This is a genomic window from Pseudomonas sp. LB1P83, from assembly GCF_054897885.1.
This window is the reverse complement of the sequence record NZ_CM142709.1, coordinates 4,621,908-4,637,913: the sequence shown is the minus strand read 5'-3', so window position 1 is coordinate 4,637,913 and position 16,006 is coordinate 4,621,908. Positions and strand designations below refer to the sequence as shown.

Annotated in this window: 16 protein-coding genes; 11 read left to right on the top strand and 5 right to left on the bottom strand. The window is 59.3% G+C overall.

The annotated features are described in order from the left end of the window. Positions 1-2: 2 nt before the first annotated feature. The 4 genes from zwf (at position 3) to ACYZTY_RS21295 (ending at position 3,851) form a co-directional block, all read left to right on the top strand. Complete coding sequence (gene zwf, locus ACYZTY_RS21310; RefSeq protein WP_461955355.1) at positions 3-1,472, top strand: glucose-6-phosphate dehydrogenase; 1,470 nt, start codon at positions 3-5, stop codon at positions 1,470-1,472. Then, on the top strand, positions 1,459-2,172 hold the full coding sequence (pgl, locus tag ACYZTY_RS21305; RefSeq protein WP_461955354.1) for a 6-phosphogluconolactonase: 714 nt from the start codon (positions 1,459-1,461) through the stop codon (positions 2,170-2,172). The genes zwf and pgl overlap by 14 nt, the downstream gene beginning before the upstream one ends. Before the next feature lie 17 nt (positions 2,173-2,189). Further along, on the top strand, positions 2,190-2,855 hold the full coding sequence (locus ACYZTY_RS21300; RefSeq protein WP_461955353.1) for a bifunctional 4-hydroxy-2-oxoglutarate aldolase/2-dehydro-3-deoxy-phosphogluconate aldolase: 666 nt from the start codon (positions 2,190-2,192) through the stop codon (positions 2,853-2,855). A gap of 270 nt (positions 2,856-3,125) precedes the next feature. Beyond that, entirely contained in the window at positions 3,126-3,851 is a 726-nt protein-coding gene (locus tag ACYZTY_RS21295) for an intradiol ring-cleavage dioxygenase (RefSeq protein ID WP_461955352.1), read from the top strand. A 2-nt stretch (positions 3,852-3,853) separates the two neighbouring features. Here ACYZTY_RS21295 and ACYZTY_RS21290 read toward each other — a convergent pair whose 3' ends face one another. Both ACYZTY_RS21290 and ACYZTY_RS21285 read right to left on the bottom strand, forming a co-directional pair. Continuing rightward, positions 3,854-5,035: an aminotransferase class V-fold PLP-dependent enzyme gene (locus ACYZTY_RS21290; protein WP_461955351.1), complete on the bottom strand. Its 1,182-nt coding sequence runs from the start codon at positions 5,033-5,035 to the stop codon at positions 3,854-3,856. Positions 5,036-5,057: 22 nt separating this feature from the next. Then, a complete protein-coding gene (locus ACYZTY_RS21285) occupies positions 5,058-5,294 on the bottom strand; it encodes a DUF3820 family protein (RefSeq protein WP_007949456.1) in 237 nt (78 codons plus the stop codon). A 203-nt stretch (positions 5,295-5,497) separates the two neighbouring features. Here ACYZTY_RS21285 and ACYZTY_RS21280 point away from each other — a divergent pair, with 203 nt between their 5' ends. From ACYZTY_RS21280 to ACYZTY_RS21265, 4 genes are all read left to right on the top strand, one after another. Beyond that, positions 5,498-5,965 carry a ferritin-like domain-containing protein gene (locus tag ACYZTY_RS21280; protein ID WP_461955350.1) on the top strand — a complete coding sequence of 156 codons (468 nt, stop codon included), beginning with the start codon at positions 5,498-5,500 and terminating at the stop codon, positions 5,963-5,965. Between the two features lie 246 nt (positions 5,966-6,211). Continuing rightward, positions 6,212-8,200, top strand: coding sequence for an FUSC family protein (locus ACYZTY_RS21275; protein ID WP_461955349.1), 1,989 nt, complete (start codon positions 6,212-6,214; stop codon positions 8,198-8,200). Next, the gene (locus tag ACYZTY_RS21270) at positions 8,187-8,393 is read left to right on the top strand and encodes a DUF1656 domain-containing protein (protein ID WP_461955348.1); all 207 of its coding nucleotides are present in this window, start codon (positions 8,187-8,189) and stop codon (positions 8,391-8,393) included. The genes ACYZTY_RS21275 and ACYZTY_RS21270 overlap by 14 nt, the downstream gene beginning before the upstream one ends. A 10-nt stretch (positions 8,394-8,403) precedes the next feature. Beyond that, positions 8,404-9,264, top strand: coding sequence for an efflux RND transporter periplasmic adaptor subunit (locus tag ACYZTY_RS21265; RefSeq protein WP_461955347.1), 861 nt, complete (start codon positions 8,404-8,406; stop codon positions 9,262-9,264). A 116-nt stretch (positions 9,265-9,380) separates the two neighbouring features. On the opposite strand, the gene ACYZTY_RS21260 is transcribed toward ACYZTY_RS21265, so the two are convergent. Together ACYZTY_RS21260 and ACYZTY_RS21255 are read right to left on the bottom strand one after the other, a co-directional pair. Next, entirely contained in the window at positions 9,381-9,851 is a 471-nt protein-coding gene (locus ACYZTY_RS21260; RefSeq protein ID WP_008151121.1) for a MaoC family dehydratase, read from the bottom strand. Between the two features lie 41 nt (positions 9,852-9,892). Next, positions 9,893-10,837: a lysophospholipase gene (locus ACYZTY_RS21255; RefSeq protein WP_461955346.1), complete on the bottom strand. Its 945-nt coding sequence runs from the start codon at positions 10,835-10,837 to the stop codon at positions 9,893-9,895. Positions 10,838-11,087: 250 nt separating this feature from the next. On the opposite strand from ACYZTY_RS21255, the gene fadD2 reads away from it, so the two are divergent. After that, the gene (gene fadD2 / locus ACYZTY_RS21250) at positions 11,088-12,776 is read left to right on the top strand and encodes a long-chain-fatty-acid--CoA ligase FadD2 (protein ID WP_461955345.1); all 1,689 of its coding nucleotides are present in this window, start codon (positions 11,088-11,090) and stop codon (positions 12,774-12,776) included. A 380-nt stretch (positions 12,777-13,156) separates the two neighbouring features. Continuing rightward, the gene (gene fadD1, locus ACYZTY_RS21245; RefSeq protein ID WP_461955344.1) at positions 13,157-14,857 is read left to right on the top strand and encodes a long-chain-fatty-acid--CoA ligase FadD1; all 1,701 of its coding nucleotides are present in this window, start codon (positions 13,157-13,159) and stop codon (positions 14,855-14,857) included. Positions 14,858-15,066: 209 nt separating this feature from the next. Here the strand turns inward: fadD1 and ACYZTY_RS21240 are convergent, their stop codons facing one another. Continuing rightward, positions 15,067-15,444 (bottom strand): hypothetical protein, encoded by a 378-nt coding sequence (locus ACYZTY_RS21240; protein WP_109634211.1) that lies wholly within the window; start codon positions 15,442-15,444, stop codon positions 15,067-15,069. A gap of 200 nt (positions 15,445-15,644) precedes the next feature. Between ACYZTY_RS21240 and ACYZTY_RS21235 the strand changes: the two genes are divergently transcribed. Next, positions 15,645-15,836 (top strand): CsbD family protein, encoded by a 192-nt coding sequence (locus ACYZTY_RS21235; protein ID WP_400507342.1) that lies wholly within the window; start codon positions 15,645-15,647, stop codon positions 15,834-15,836. The last annotated feature ends 170 nt before the right edge of the window (positions 15,837-16,006 follow it).

Genomic DNA, 16,006 nt, shown 5'->3' with positions numbered 1-16,006 from the left:
TCATGCCTTCGATTACGGTTGAACCGTGCACCTTTGCCTTGTTCGGCGCCCTCGGCGATCTGGCCCTGCGCAAACTGTTTCCTGCCCTTTATCAACTCGATGGCGCAGGCCTCTTGCACGAGGATACGCGCATTATCGCGCTGGCCCGTGAGCCTGGCAGCGAGCAGGAGCACCTGGCGTTCATTGCCTCCGAACTGCGTCGATATGTGGGTGCCAAAGAGCTGGACGAAGCTGTGGTCGAACGCTTCCTGGCCCGCTTGAGCTACCTGCATGTCGACTTCCTCAAGGCTGACGATTACGTCGCCCTGGCCGAAATGGCCGGCAGCGCTCAGCGTGTGATTGCTTACTTCGCCACGCCGGCGGCTGTTTACGGTGCGATCTGCGAGAACCTGGCGAAGGTCGGCCTGACCGAAAACACCCGCGTCGTGCTGGAAAAACCCATCGGTTCGGACCTGGAATCCTCGCGCAAGGTCAACGACGCCGTGGCGCAGTTCTTCCCGGAGAACCGCACCTACCGCATCGACCACTACCTGGGCAAAGAGACCGTCCAGAACCTGATCGCCCTGCGTTTCGCCAACAGCCTGTTCGAAACCCAGTGGAACCAGAATTACATCTCCCACGTGGAAATTACCGTGGCCGAGAAGGTCGGTATCGAAGGCCGTTGGGGTTACTTTGACAAGGCCGGTCAGCTGCGGGACATGATCCAGAATCACCTGCTGCAACTGCTCTGCCTGATTGCCATGGACCCGCCGGCCGACCTGTCCGCCGACAGCATCCGTGACGAGAAAGTCAAAGTGCTCAAGGCCCTGGCGCCGATCAGCCCGGAAGGCCTGACCACGCAAGTGGTGCGCGGCCAGTACATCGCCGGATACAGCGAAGGAAAATCAGTACCGGGGTATCTGGAAGAGCCGAATTCCAACACCCAGAGCGACACCGAAACCTTCGTCGCCCTGCGTGCCGACATCCGCAACTGGCGCTGGGCCGGCGTGCCGTTTTACCTGCGTACCGGCAAGCGCATGCCGCAGAAACTGTCGCAGATCGTCATCCATTTCAAGGAACCGTCGCACTACATCTTCGCCCCCGAGCAGCGCCTGCAAATCAGCAACAAGCTGATTATCCGCCTGCAACCGGACGAAGGCATTTCCTTGCGCGTGATGACCAAAGAACAAGGCCTGGACAAGGGCATGCAGCTGCGCAGCGGTCCGTTGCAGCTGAATTTTTCCGACACCTATCGCAGCGCGCGGATTCCCGATGCCTACGAGCGGTTACTGCTGGAAGTAATGCGCGGCAATCAGAACCTGTTTGTCCGTAAAGATGAAATCGAAGCCGCGTGGAAGTGGTGTGACCAGTTGATCGCCGGATGGAAAAAGTCCGGTGATGCGCCCAAGCCGTACGCGGCCGGGTCCTGGGGACCGATGAGCTCCATTGCTCTGATCACGCGGGATGGGAGGTCGTGGTATGGCGATATCTAATTTGCAACTGCCTCAGGGCGTCAGCGCCCATGAGTTCAAGAGCCCGGTGCTGCTGGCCGATGGTTTGGCGCTGAATGTGGCCAAGCACCTGAGTGACGCCATCGACGCTCGCGGCACTGCGACGCTGGTGGTGTCCGGTGGCCGCAGCCCCGTGGCGTTTTTCCAGAACCTGGCCAAGCAGAAACTGGACTGGTCCAAGGTTGTCATCACCCTGGCGGACGAGCGCTGGGTGCCGGTCGAGCACGCCGACAGCAATGCAGGTCTGCTCAAGCGTTACCTGCTGCAAGGCCCGGCGGCCAAGGCTCAGTTTCTGAGCCTGTACAGCGCCACTGCGAACCTTGAGCTGGCAGCCGAGCAGGCCGACCGCTTGCTCGCCGAGTTGCCGCCGATCGACGTGTTGATCCTCGGCATGGGCGACGACGGTCACACCGCCTCGCTGTTCCCGAACAGCCCGAACCTGGCCGACGCCTTGAAAGCCGACGGCACCCGTCGTTGCTACCCGATGCTGGCGCCGACCGTGCCGCATCAGCGCCTGACCATGAGTCGCGCGCTGCTGGCTTCGGCCAAACACACAGTTCTATCGATTTCCGGTCAGTCCAAGCTGACTACCCTGAGTGCCGCATTGGCCGGTGACGATGTCGCCGCCATGCCGATTCGCGCGTTTCTGCAACCCACGTTAGAGATTTACTGGTGCCCATGAGCCAAGGATCAGCCGCTATGACAATGACATCCCCGACCGTTTCCATGGCGGACAAAGTTGCCCTGATCGACAGCCTCTGCGCCAAGGCGCGGATCCTGCCGGTGATCACCATCGCTCGCGAACAGGACGTCTTGCCACTGGCCGACGCCCTGGCCGCCGGTGGCCTGACAGCCCTGGAAGTGACGCTGCGTTCGCAGTTCGGTCTCAAAGCCATCCAGATTCTGCGTGAGCAGCGTCCGGAGCTGGTGACCGGTGCCGGTACGGTGCTGGATCGCACCATGCTCGCCGCTGCCGAAGCCGCCGGCTCGCAGTTCATCGTCACGCCGGGCATTACCCGTGACCTGCTCGAAGCCAGTGTCGACAGCCCGATCCCGCTGTTGCCAGGCATCAGCAACGCTTCCGGCATCATGGAAGGTTATGGTCTTGGGTATCGCCGCTTCAAGCTGTTCCCGGCGGAAGTCAGCGGTGGCGTTGCCGCCATCAAGGCCCTCGGCGGCCCGTTCGGTGAAGTGAAATTCTGCCCGACTGGCGGCGTCAGCCCGGCCAACATCAAGAGCTACATGGCGTTGAAAAACGTGATGTGCGTGGGCGGTAGCTGGATGCTTGATCCGGAGTGGATCAAGAACGGCGACTGGGCCCGCATTCAGGAATGCACCGCCGAGGCACTGGCGCTGCTGGACTGATCGGCTTTTACCCAACACTTCGTTGTGTGTTCTACGGCTTTACGGTGCGCTTGGTCGGTGCACCGTTTTTTTTGCCCGCAAAAAAACACTCATTTGTAGGAGCGAGGCTTGCCCGCGAAGGCGTCAGACCAGTCACCTTCAATGCTGACTGTACCGATGCCTTCGCGGGCAAGCCTCGCTCCTACAGGGGACATCACGCGATACATAGTTACCGCATCTCGCCGCTCGACCAGCGTTAACCTGCGTTCATCTTAAGGAAGAGAGAACGTCATGGACGACAACACCTCCGCTGCACCCACATCCCCGGTTTACCTGCTGTCTCCCGAGCAAATCGCCGGCCCGTATTTCCGCAATCCGAAACTGATCCGACGCAACATCAGCGAAAGCGCCGATGGCATTCCCTTGGTGCTGCGACTGGCGATTGTCGATGCCATGACCGGCGAGCCTGTGACCGGGGCCCTGGTCGACATCTGGCATTGCAATGCTCGAGGTGCGTACTCGGGCTGGAGCAAGATCAACCCGGACAAGGAAGTCGATGTCGGTGACATCGGCTCGGTCCCGCGTACCGACGACGACACTTATCTGCGTGGCGGGCAATTCACCGACAAAAAAGGCGTGGTGCGGTTTACCACCATCTACCCGGGGTTCTATGCCGGTCGAGCCATGCACATTCATGTCGCGGTACGCATCACGTCCGGCAACAATTTTCTCGACGAGCGCCACGTCGCCTGGGTCGGCCAGCTGTACTTTCCCGAACCCGCCTCGCGCTCGGTGCTCAATGCCCGAGAGTACAGCGGTCGGTCCGCCTTACCGCTGTCCAACGATGAAGACGTTCATTACCGGCATCAGGGTGGCGAGGTCTCGACGTTAATCGTCCACACCCTCGGTCGAGATTCGAACGAGGATGGGTTTTTCGGGCACACGACCATCGGTATCGACACGTTCGCCGCTTCGACGCAAATCAAACCGGAGGACTTCGACAAGTACACGGTCTGACCTCAGCGCAGTTCCGTCAGCGCCCGCGCCAGCAGATCCATGTCGGCAGCGGTGGTGGTGAGCCCCGGCGTAATGCGTATGCATGGCCCACTCGCGGCGCCGCTGCGGGCCACGGTGAACAGGTTGTAGTCGCTGAGCAGCCGTTCGACCGTCGCCTGTTGATCGTTATGACGGGTAAAGCGCATCGAGGTAATGCCGCAATAGAGTCGCGGGTCATCGGGTGTCATGACATCGATCCCCGGCAGCTCGCGAACCGCATTGACCCACCGGTTGCGCAAGTAGTTGAGCCGTGTGCTCTTGGCAGCAGCGCCGCCCATGGCGAGATGCTCCTCGAACACCAGCGGCAGCGTCAGCAGTGCCGGGATGTTCGGCGTGCTGTAAGGCGTGCGGGCGCGAATATCGGTGACCGGGAAATGCATCTCGCCCATGTCCGGATCGATGTCGGCCAGGCGCTCAGGGGCGATGTAAATGAAGCCCAGCGTCAGCGGTGCGCCGATCCACTTGTGCAGGTTGAAGCCGGCGAAGGAAACGCCCAGTTCATTCAGGTTGAACTCGATCTGGCCGAGGGCATGCGCGCCATCGAGGATCACGTCGATGCCGTGTTCCTTGGCGGCAGCAGCGATAGCCTGCACCGGCATGACCAGTCCGGTGCGATGGGTGACGTGGGTCAGGGCCATTAATTTGAGCTTGGGGTAGCGCACGAAGGCGTCGCGATAGGTGGCCAGCAAGCTGTCGAAACTCGCGGGGTGCGCGTGGTCGATTTCGATCACTTCCACGCCGCGATGCCGGGCCAGCCAACGCATTGCGCCTTTTACCGTGTCGTACTCCAGATCGCAAATCAGCACCTGATCGCCCGGCTGCAGGCGATTGTAATTGCGGATCAGCGACTGCAGGCCGTCTGAAGCGTTACGGGTGAGGGCCATGGTGTCAGCGGGAACGCCCATCATCCCGGCAAGCTGCGCCCGGATCTCAAGGCTTTCGACCTGTTCGAAACGCTGGCGCACATGCACCGAGTTGCTGCGGTTGATCAGCTCGATGTTGCGCTGATACTCCTCGACCACGGTGCGCGACATTCGCCCGAAGTAACCGTTTTCAAGGTTGATAGGCCCGGGTTCTACCGCGTAGCGGTCGGCAAAGGTCTTCCAGAAATGTTCATCACGGGCGCGACGGGTGTTATCAGGCATGGGCTACTCGGTTTCGGCAATTTCAGTGGCGCGGGGCAGGTTTGCCGTGTTTGGCGCGCAGCGGTTCGAGCAGTTCCGACAGACCGTTGTGATCGATCTCCTGCATCAGGGCCAGTAAACCGCCCAGTTCGCCATGGGGGAAACCTTCCCGGGCGAACCAGTTCAGGTATTGGCCGGGCAGGTCGGCAATGATTCGCCCCTTGTATTTGCCGAAGGGCATTTCACGGGTGATCAACAGTTCGAGTTTTTCTGGGTTCATCATGGGTCGTCTGAATTCATTCGATCGGGAAAATACAGGCATTCTGCATGCAGGCCAATTGACAGATCATGCAAAAAAAGCGGATACAGATTTTGTCGTTAAACCTATGTCGTTGAAATGTAACGAGTAAGTTATCTATTCGAAGCTGGCATGCAGGGTGCAACAGCTATTGCATCTTTCATCAACCCGCAAGGAATTGAAAAATGACCGACATGAATAAAGAAGCGATCTCTGTACTCAACGACCTGATTGAAACCAGCAAAGACGGTCAGGAAGGGTTCAAGACTTGCGCTGAAGACATCAAACACCCTGAACTCAAAACCCTGTTCGTGCAACGCTCCACTGACTGCGCCACCGCAGCTGCCGAACTCCAGAGCGCCGTGCGTTCGATGGGTGGCGATCCGGAAACTTCCACCAGCGTCAGCGGTGACCTGCACCGTCGTTGGGTCGATGTGAAAGCGATGTTCACCGGCAAGGATGAAGAAGCCGTGCTGAACGAAGCCGAACGCGGTGAAGACCATGCACTGAAGGCTTACAAAGAAGCCATGGAAAAAATCAACAAGCACAACCTGGTGGGCATTCGTGACATGGTTGAACGTCAGTACCACGGCGTGCAACGCAATCACGATCAGGTGAAAGCCCTGCGTAACCAGGCTCGCGCACGCTCTTAAGCGCTCGCAACCTGTCAAAAACGCCAGCCAGTCTGGCGTTTTTTTGTGCCTGGCGTTTAATCATGAATCATCCGTTGTAGCAGATGTCGAGTGAAACGAGGCTGCGATCTTTTGATTTGCTTTCAAGAACAAGATCAAAAGATCGCAGCCTCGTTTCACTCGACAGCTCCTACATAAACTGTGCGTTGTTGATGAATACTCGCCGAACCCGACTATCGTTAAATCGTTCTTCCAAGAGTGTTTTACGTGCCTATCACTTTGCAGGCTTTATTCGCGCCGGACCGCCGCGCGCTGCAGTTCGCGATCAAGACCTTGATCGGCGGCGGCCTGGCACTGTGGCTGGCATTGCGCTGGGGCCTGGAGCAACCCGCCTGGGCGCTGATGACGGCGTTTATCGTCGCTCAGCCGTTGTCCGGCATGGTGGTGCAGAAAGGGCTGGCGAGATTGCTGGGCACGCTGATCGGAACGATCATGTCAGTGGTGTTCATGGGCCTGTTCGCCCAGACGCCCTGGCTGTTTTTACTGGCGTTGGCGTTGTGGCTCGGGCTGTGTACGGCGAGTTCGACGCTGTTGCGCAGCGCCTGGTCCTACTCATTTGTGCTGGCCGGTTACACGGTGGCGATCATTGCGTTGCCAGCCATTACCCATCCGCTGACGGTGTTCGACCAAGCCGTGGCGCGCTGTACGGAAATCTGCCTGGGCATACTGTGCGCCACGGCGGCCAGCGCGTTGATTTGGCCGATGCGGGTCGAGCGGCAACTGGCGGATCAGGCTAAAGCCGCCTGGCACAGCGGAATGAATGCGGCGCGTGCCACCCTGGCCGGCGATGCTCAGGCGCGCAAAGGCTTGCTGGAAATTCTCGGTCGCATTGTCGCCGTCGATGCCCAGCGAGAACATGCCTGGTTTGAAGGTGGCCTCGGTCGGCAACGCGCACGCGCCATCAGTGGTTTGAGTCAAAAGCTCTTGATGCTGTTGCGTATCGCCCGTTCGGTGCGTCGGCAGTGGAAGCAGTTGGAACCACAGGAAGCCGAGCAACTGTTGCCTTGGATGATCGAGGTTCAAGCCGGGCTCAGCGGTTGCGATACCGCGACCCTGCAAGCGTTGCGCCCGAGGTTGCTCGATGCCTGCCATGATCCGCTCATCAGCTCCGCGCAGAGTTATTGCCTGGCCCGTTTCACCTTGCTGCTCGATACCGTGATGGCGGCGACGGCGGCGTTGAAAGCGGTGGAGGAGGGCCGCGAAACGGTCGATCCGCCACGTACCCTGACGCCGCACCGCGACCTTTCATTGGCGCTGGTTTTCGGCGCACGCAGTGCCTTGGCGTTTCTGGTGGTGGCGTGCTTCTGGCTGGCAACGGCCTGGCCCGCCGCGGCGGGAGCGTTGGTGCTGACTTGCGTGGTGTGCAGCCTGTTTGCCAGTCGCGAGAACGGTGCACAGATTGGCATGAGTTTTATGCGGGGGATTTTTCTGGCGATTCCAGCGGCGTTTTTTGTCGGGCAAATTCTGCTGCCACAATGGAGCGGATTTGCATTGCTGTGCATGGGCATGGGCGTGCCGTTGTTTCTCGGTGCGCTGGGCATGGCCAAGCCGCAGATTGGTGCCACGGCCACTTCGTTCTGTCTGCACTTCATCGTGCTGGTGGCGCCGCTGAACGCGATGAAGTTCGACGTCGCCACGTTTTTCAATAGCGCCCAGGCGATGGTGGTCGGTGTCGGCGCAGCGGTGCTGGCGTTTCACTTGCTGATCCTGCGTAACCCGGCGTGGCATGGCCGCCGCTTGCTGGCGGCGACGCTCGACGATCTGGTGCGGCTGACCCGACGCAACCTGCGCGGTGCCGAAAGCTGGTTCGGCGGGCGCATGGCCGACCGCTTGCTGCAACTGGCGCGGCACTATCCTGAACTGCCGGAACCAGCGCGGAGTCGCTGGGATGACGGCTTGCTCGGTCTCGACATTGGCGATGAATTGCTGCATCTGCGGTTGAGCCTGGCGGTGGCGCAATCGCCAGTCAGCGCGCCACAGCGACGTTATCTCGAGCAGCTGGAAAAAGTCCTCGAGCACGGCCCCACAGGCGACTGCGCCGATGCGCTGGAACAACCCAGTGAAGAATTCTTGAAGACCTTGTACGCGTTGCCGCCCAGCGACGCGGTGAAACTGGCCCAGGGTGCCGTGCTGCAATTGCAAAGCAGCTGGCGCGCCTGGTGCCGCCAACAGGAGCAAAGACATGGGCTTGCGTGAGTGGTCGGTGGGCGGTGTGCTGCTCAGTCCTTTTCTGATTTATGTGCTGCTGGCACTGCTCGTCACCGCAGCCTTTCGCATGCTGTTGCGCCTGACCCCGGTCGGCCGCTGGATCTGGCACGAAGCATTGTTTGATTGCGCCTTGTACGTCTGTGTATTGACCCTGATCACCGTCGTCCTCGGACCTTTATAAGGAGTTGAACATGCGTACCCCCGTACGTGTCGCGATAACCCTGTGCCTGGTGGCGGTGGCGATCTTTGCCGGCTTCCATTTGTGGCAGTACTACATGCTCACGCCCTGGACCCGAGATGCGCGGATCCGTGCCGACGTAGTGGTGATCGCCCCGGACGTCTCGGGTTGGGTGCGTGAGCTCAAGGCGTTCGATAACCAGCAGGTCAAGGCCGGCGATCTGTTGCTGAGCATCGATCGTGATCGTTTCGAAGCGGCGCTGGAGAAGGCCCAGGCGGTGGTACAGACCCGCCAGCAACAACTCAATCTGCGCGAACGCGAAGCCAGCCGCCGCGCCAGTCTCGGGCCGCAAGCGATCAGCGCCGAACTGCGCGAGAACGCGCAAATCAACGCCGGCATTGCCCGTGGCGAACTGCGTGAAGCTCAGGCGGAAGCCAAAGTCGCGGAACTCAATCTGGCGCGCAGTCAGGTCCATGCACCGCGCAGTGGCCACATCACCAACCTGCGTCTGGCCCAAGGCAATTACGTAAATGCCGGGCAACCGGTGATGGCGTTGATCGATGATTCGACTTTCTATGTGCAGGCATATTTCGAGGAAACCAAGTTGCCGCGGATTCGTGTCGGCGATCCGGTGAAGGTCTGGTTGATGAGCGCGGGGGAAGCGCTGGACGGGCATGTGGAAAGCATCAGCCGCGGGATTACCGATCGCAATACCACGCCGGATGGGCAGTTGTTGGCAGAGGTCGAACCGACGTTTAACTGGGTGAGGCTGGCGCAGCGGATTCCCGTGCGGATCAAGATTGATCAGTTGCCGGAGGGGATGAATTTGAGTTCGGGGATGACGGCGAGTGTGCAGGTGCAAGAAAGGCAGTGATACCGAGGTGTCGCCCATCGCGAGCAGGCTCACTCCTACATTAGATCGCAGTCATTCCGAGAGAATGCGGTCGAATGTAGGAGTGAGCCTGCTCGCGATGGGCGCCGATAGGCGCTTTAACCGATGCTGATCGCCGGCAACGTCGGCAATGTCACCGTCTGCTGCTTGCGTGGCGCCAGAATCTCGGCCTCGCCATCCACCACCAATTCATCGCGCTGGTTAAACACCCGAGTCGCAATCCGCACACGAAACTTTGGCAGTTTCTCCAGGATCTCCAGGCGCACGGTCAGGGTGTCGCCGATCTTCACCGGCTTCTGAAAGCTCATCTGCTGACCGATATAAATAGTCCCCGGCCCAGGCAATTCGCAAGCCACGGCGGCACTGATCAGCGCACCGCTGAACATGCCGTGAGCGATGCGCTCCTTGAACATGGTGCCCGCGGCGAATTCGGCGTCCAGGTGCACCGGGTTGTGATCACCGGACATCGCGGCGAACAACTGAATGTCACGCTCTTCGACCGTCTTGCTGTAGCTGGCGGTCTGGCCGACTTCGAGGGCTTCGTAAGGGGTGTTGGTAACCTGGGTCATCTGTTTCAATTCCTGTGACGAATAAAAAAATCCACAAAAAACTATTCCGATCTGGGTGGCCGGCGGTGGCTCAGCGCCTGGGCGATCCAGTTCAACACGTCATCGATCACTTCATCGCGGTTGCTTTCGTTGAACAGTTCATGCCGTGCCTGCGGGTAAATAGTCAGTTGCAGGTTCTGGCTGCCGGCCGCGCGCAGCGCATGGGCCAGATCATTCAGACGCTTGCCTTCGCTCACCGGATCACATTCACCGCCAATCACCAGCAACGGCAGGCCCGGATCAATCTGAGCGAGATTGGACGCTTTGCTGATTTGCTGCAAGCCGCCGAGCAAATCGATCCACAGCTGATTGGTGCAACGAAAGCCGCAGAGCGGGTCGTTGGCGTACAGATCCACTTCTGCCGGGTCACGACTGAGCCAGTCGAACCGCGTGCGCGCCGGTTTGAATTTTTTGTTGAACGAGCCAAACGACAACCACTCGATCAGCGCACTTCGACCTGTGGGGCCTTGGCGCAGACGTTCGAGCCGGGCAATTTGTCGCGCCGCGCGATAGAGCGCGATCGGCTGGAAGTTCGAACCGCTGAGCACCGCGCCGTGCAGGCTGGCGCTGTGATGCAGCAGATAGGCCTGGGCGATGTAGCTGCCCATGCTGTGGCCGAGCAGCACGATCGGTGTACCGGGATGTTGCTGGCCGATGTGCTGGTTGAGGCTGGCCAGGTCGCCGACCACTTTGCACCAGCCATCGTCGTCGGCGAAATGGCCGAGTGTCCCGTTTTCGGCAGTTTTGCCATGTCCCCGCAGGTCCGGCGCGTAGACGCCGTAGCCCTGCTCGCAGAGTTTTTCTGCCAGGCGAGCGTAGCGACCACTGTGTTCCGCCATGCCATGGGCCAGCAGGATCACGGCTTTTAAAGGCGGATCGGGCAGCCACTGGTTGACGTAGAGGCGGCTGCGGTCACTCGCGGTCAGCCAGAAAGTGTCATGGATCATGGCGATTCCTTTGCAGGGGGGCTGCCGGGTGGGGAAACAGCCTCGATGCAGTTTATAGCGCATCCTGCGCTTGCCGTCTGATCAGGCCACGCCGCTGCAGCAAGATTCACGCGGTCAATGACGCCCTTTGTCATATTTGCCTGATTCGCCATAACTGCTAGTGTCCGTGGAGCCCCGCTTTTTCGCTCCTTGTTTTTGAAGACGGACAGAAAGCGGCCCCGGATAGGCTCAGGTAAAGAGGACAAGAACAATGCAACCTGATTTCTGGAATGACAAACGCCCGGCCGGCGTGCCCCTGGATATTGACCTTGGGGCCTATAAGTCGGTGCTTGAGGTGTTCGAGCGTTCCTGCAAGAAATTCGCTGATCGCCCCGCCTTCAGCAACATGGGCGTGACCCTGACCTACGCCGAACTGGAACGCTACAGCCTGGCGTTCGCCGGTTACCTGCAAGCCCACACCGACCTGGTTCCGGGGGATCGCATTGCGGTGCAGATGCCCAACGTCCTGCATTACCCGATTGCCGTGTTCGGTGCCTTGCGCGCCGGGCTGATCGTGGTCAACACCAACCCGCTGTACACCGCGCGGGAGATGCGTCATCAGTTTAAGGACTCCGGCGCCCGGGCGCTGGTGTACCTGAACATGTTCGGGCAGAAGGTCCAGGAAGTGCTGCCCGACACCGATATCCAGTACCTGATCGAAGCGAAGATGGGCGACTTGATGCCCAGTGCCAAGGGCTGGCTGGTCAATACCATGGTCAGCAAGGTCAAGAAAATGGTCCCGGCGTATTCCTTGCCGCAGGCGATTTCCTTCAAGAGCGCGTTGCGTCTGGGCCGGGGCCTGGGCATCAAGCCGCTGAACGTCAGCCTCGACGACATCGCGGTGTTGCAATACACCGGCGGCACCACCGGCCTGGCCAAGGGCGCGATGCTGACCCACGGCAACCTGGTGGCGAACATGCAGCAGGCGCGGGCGTGCCTCGGGCAGTTCGGCAGCGACGGTCAGCCGCTGTTGCGCGAAGGTCAGGAAGTGATGATCGCGCCGCTGCCGCTGTACCATATCTACGCGTTCACGGCGAACTGCATGTGCATGATGGTGACCGGCAACCACAACGTGCTGATCACCAATCCTCGCGACATCGGCGGCTTCATCAAGGAGCTGAAGAACTGGCGGTTCTCGGCGCTGCTGGGGCTGAACACGCTGTTCGTCGCGCTGATGGATCACCCGGACTTCAAGACCCTGGATTTCTCCAGCCTCAAACTCACCAACTCCGGCGGCACCGCGCTGGTCAAGGCCACCGCCGAGCGTTGGGAACAGCTCACCGGTTGCCGCATCACCGAAGGTTACGGCCTGACCGAAACCTCCCCGGTGGCTTGCACCAACCCGTACGGCGACAAATCGCGCATCGGCACGGTTGGCCTGCCGGTGCCGGGCACCACGCTGAAAGTGATCAACGATGAAGGCGTCGAGCAGGCCTTGGGCGAACGCGGCGAACTCTGCATCAAGGGCCCGCAGATCATGAAGGGCTATTGGCAGAAACCGGAGGCCACCGCCGAAGTGCTGGATGCCGAGGGCTGGTTCAAGTCCGGCGATATCGCGGTGATCGACCCGGATGGATTTGTGCGCATCGTCGATCGCAAGAAAGACATGATCATCGTCTCGGGTTTCAACGTGTACCCGAACGAGATCGAAGACGTCGTGATGGCTCACCCGAAAGTCGCCAACTGCGCAGTGATCGGCGTGCCGGACGAGCGTTCGGGGGAGGCGGTGAAGTTGTTTGTGGTGGCCCGCGAATCGGGGGTCAGCCTTGAAGAGCTGAAGGCGTACTGCAAGGAAAACTTCACGGCGTACAAAGTGCCCAAGCACATTGTGTTGCGTGAGTCGTTGCCGATGACGCCGGTCGGGAAAATTCTGCGACGGGAGTTGCGTGATATCGCGTAGCCGTTGAATGGCCGCGCTTCGCGCGTTCGCGGGCAAGCCTTGCTCCTACAGATTTTGTGTCGTTCACTTCATTTGTGAGCGCCACCGGTCCTGTAGGAGCGAGGCTTGCCCGCGAAGCTTTTAAGGGAATGTCCCGAATTACGCGGCTTTCAGGGCTGTATAGAATCTTTGCTCTAAAATGACCGCTAGCAATTCTTGAGTCACTATTGTGACCATAGAGGCCGCTTTTGGCTCTGGTCGACCCTTGGCAAAGCTGCTACTCTCGGCGCGCTTTGTGACTTCTCGGGCTTGTAAAAGCGCTAGATTCACCAACAAACACACACCAATAATAATCGCATCAAATGCGGTGCTGAATTCGCGTTGCTGAGGAGTGGGCTTCCATGAACGAAGACTTTTGGAAGGATAAGTACCCTGCCGGGATTGCTGCCGAGATCAATCCTGACGAGTATCCGAATATTCAGGCAGTGTTGAAACAATCCTGCCAGCGCTTCGCCGACAAACCGGCATTCAGCAACCTGGGCAAGACAATCACCTACGGTGAACTGTACGAATTGTCCGGGGCCTTTGCCGCTTACCTGCAACAGCATACCGACTTACAGCCGGGCGATCGAATCGCCGTGCAACTGCCCAACGTGTTGCAGTACCCGGTCGCTGTGTTCGGTGCCATCCGCGCCGGGCTGATCGTGGTCAACACCAACCCGCTGTACACCGCGCGGGAAATGGAACATCAATTCAACGATTCCGGTGCCAAAGCCCTGGTCTGCCTGGCCAACATGGCGCATCTGGCCGAGACCGTGGTGCCGAAAACCGGCGTCAAGCACGTGATCGTCACCGAAGTAGCCGACCTGCTGCCACCGCTCAAGCGCCTGCTGGTCAACAGCGTCATCAAGTACGTGAAGAAGATGGTCCCGGCGTATCACTTGCCCAAGGCCATCAAGTTCAACGACGTGCTGAGCAAGGGCCACGGCCAGCCAGTGGCGGAAGCCAACCCGGCCAGCAGCGACGTTGCCGTGCTGCAATACACCGGCGGCACCACCGGCGTGGCCAAGGGCGCGATGCTGACCCATCGCAACCTCGTCGCGAACATGCTGCAGTGCAAGGCGCTGATGGGTTCCAACCTCAACGAAGGCTGCGAGATCCTGATCACGCCGCTGCCGCTTTACCACATCTATGCCTTCACCTTTCATTGCATGGCGATGATGCTGATTGGCAACCACAATATCCTGATCAGCAACCCGCGCGATTTGACGGCGATGGTCAAGGAACTGTCGAAGTGGAAGTTCAGTGGGTTCGTCGGCCTCAACACTTTGTTCGTGGCGCTGTGCAACAACGAAAGCTTCCGCAAGCTGGATTTCTCCGCACTGAAAGTCACCCTGTCCGGCGGCATGGCCCTGCAACTGGCCGCGGCCGAGCGTTGGAAAGCGGTCACCGGTTGCGCCATCTGCGAAGGTTACGGCATGACCGAAACCAGCCCGGTGGCCACGGTGAACCCGATTCAGCACATCCAGATTGGCACCATCGGTATTCCGGTTCCGTCGACCGTGTGCAAAATCATCGACGATACCGGCGTCGAGCAGCCGTTGGGCGAAATCGGCGAACTGTGCGTGAAAGGTCCGCAAGTGATGAAGGGCTACTGGCAGCGTCAGGACGCTACCGATGAAATGCTCGACAGCGAAGGCTGGTTGAAGACCGGTGATATCGCGGTGATCCAGCCTGACGGCTACATGCGCATCGTCGATCGCAAAAAAGACATGATCCTGGTTTCGGGTTTCAACGTTTACCCGAACGAACTGGAAGATGTGCTGGCGACCCTGCCGGGCGTGCTGCAATGCGCAGCCATCGGCGTGCCGGACGAGAAGTCGGGCGAGGCGATCAAGATCTTTATCGTTGCCAAACCGGGCGTGACGCTGACCAAGGAGCAGGTGATGGAGCACATGCGTGCGAACGTGACCGGCTACAAGGTCCCGCGCTCCGTGGAATTCCGCGATGCACTGCCGACCACCAACGTCGGCAAGATCCTGCGCCGCGAATTGCGCGACGAAGAGCTGAAGAAGCTGAACGCGAAGAAAGTAGGCGCGTAAACCAAAAAAGCCCCGCAGATGCGGGGCTTTTTGTTTATAACGATGTCAGAAGTGCTTTTGTGGCGAGGGAGCTTGCTCCCGCTCGGCTGCGCAGCAGTCGTAGTCTCATCCAGTCGATGGAGATACACCAAAAATACCGCAGCGCCTGATTTGGGGCCGCTTCGCAGCCCAGCGGGAGCAAGCTCCCTCGCCACAGGGGATGTGCAAAGTTACAGGCGGAACGGCGCAAAATTGACGTTGGTGCCCGCCGGGCGCATGTCCTGCAGGTACGAATCCTTGTCCGCGCTCAGTTCCAGGCTCAACGCGGCTTTGCGTTTGCCTTCGTTGCGCACCACCAGGCCTTCAAGCTTCTCGCGCAGGAACACCGTCGGCACTTTCAGGTGCAGCAGTTCGTCGGTGTCCGGCGTGTGCATCAGCAGGTGAACCCATTCGTACTGACCAATGGCCAGGCGCGCCACCGGGATATCGAACCACCAAATGTTGCGGTTGCGGTTCAGTTCGGTGAAATGGCAGTTGTTGACGCCAAGCACAGCACCGCCGAGTTCCTGGTTTCTGCGGGCAATGGCCTGCTTTTTATCGAGTTTCATAACATTCCTACGGGATTGGATCTTCAGCGCCATGGCCTGAATACGTTGCGCATTCTCGGGGGTTGGCCGGCAAACATAAAGCCTGATCTGCACTGAACGATGAAATGTGTGGCTGAAAATAAATGAAACTCCGTGCAAACGCCTCCGGTCAATCTTTGTGTAACGACTTTTCTCATTGATTTGTTCACAGGAGAAACACCATGAGCAGCACTGGCGATAAAGTAAAAGGCATGGCCAACGAAGCCGTCGGCAACGTCAAGCAAGGTGTCGGCAAGGCAACTGACAACACCAAGCTGCAAGCCGAAGGCAAAATTCAGGAAAAGAAAGGTGAGGCCCAACAAGCGGTCGGCAAAGCCAAGGACGCCATCAAGAAAGGCGTCGACAAGGCTTGAATCGGCCTTTGATGAGCAACATGAACGGCCATCCACGGATGGCCGTTTTTGTGTCAGCCTGAACTTGCGCACGGAAATTGTTTCAAAGTCGCCAAGTAGGCTACTTTGATGTAGAAAACGGCCCCTGAGTCGCCTCGACTTCTACCCATTTTGCGGCGAAAGGAGACGCT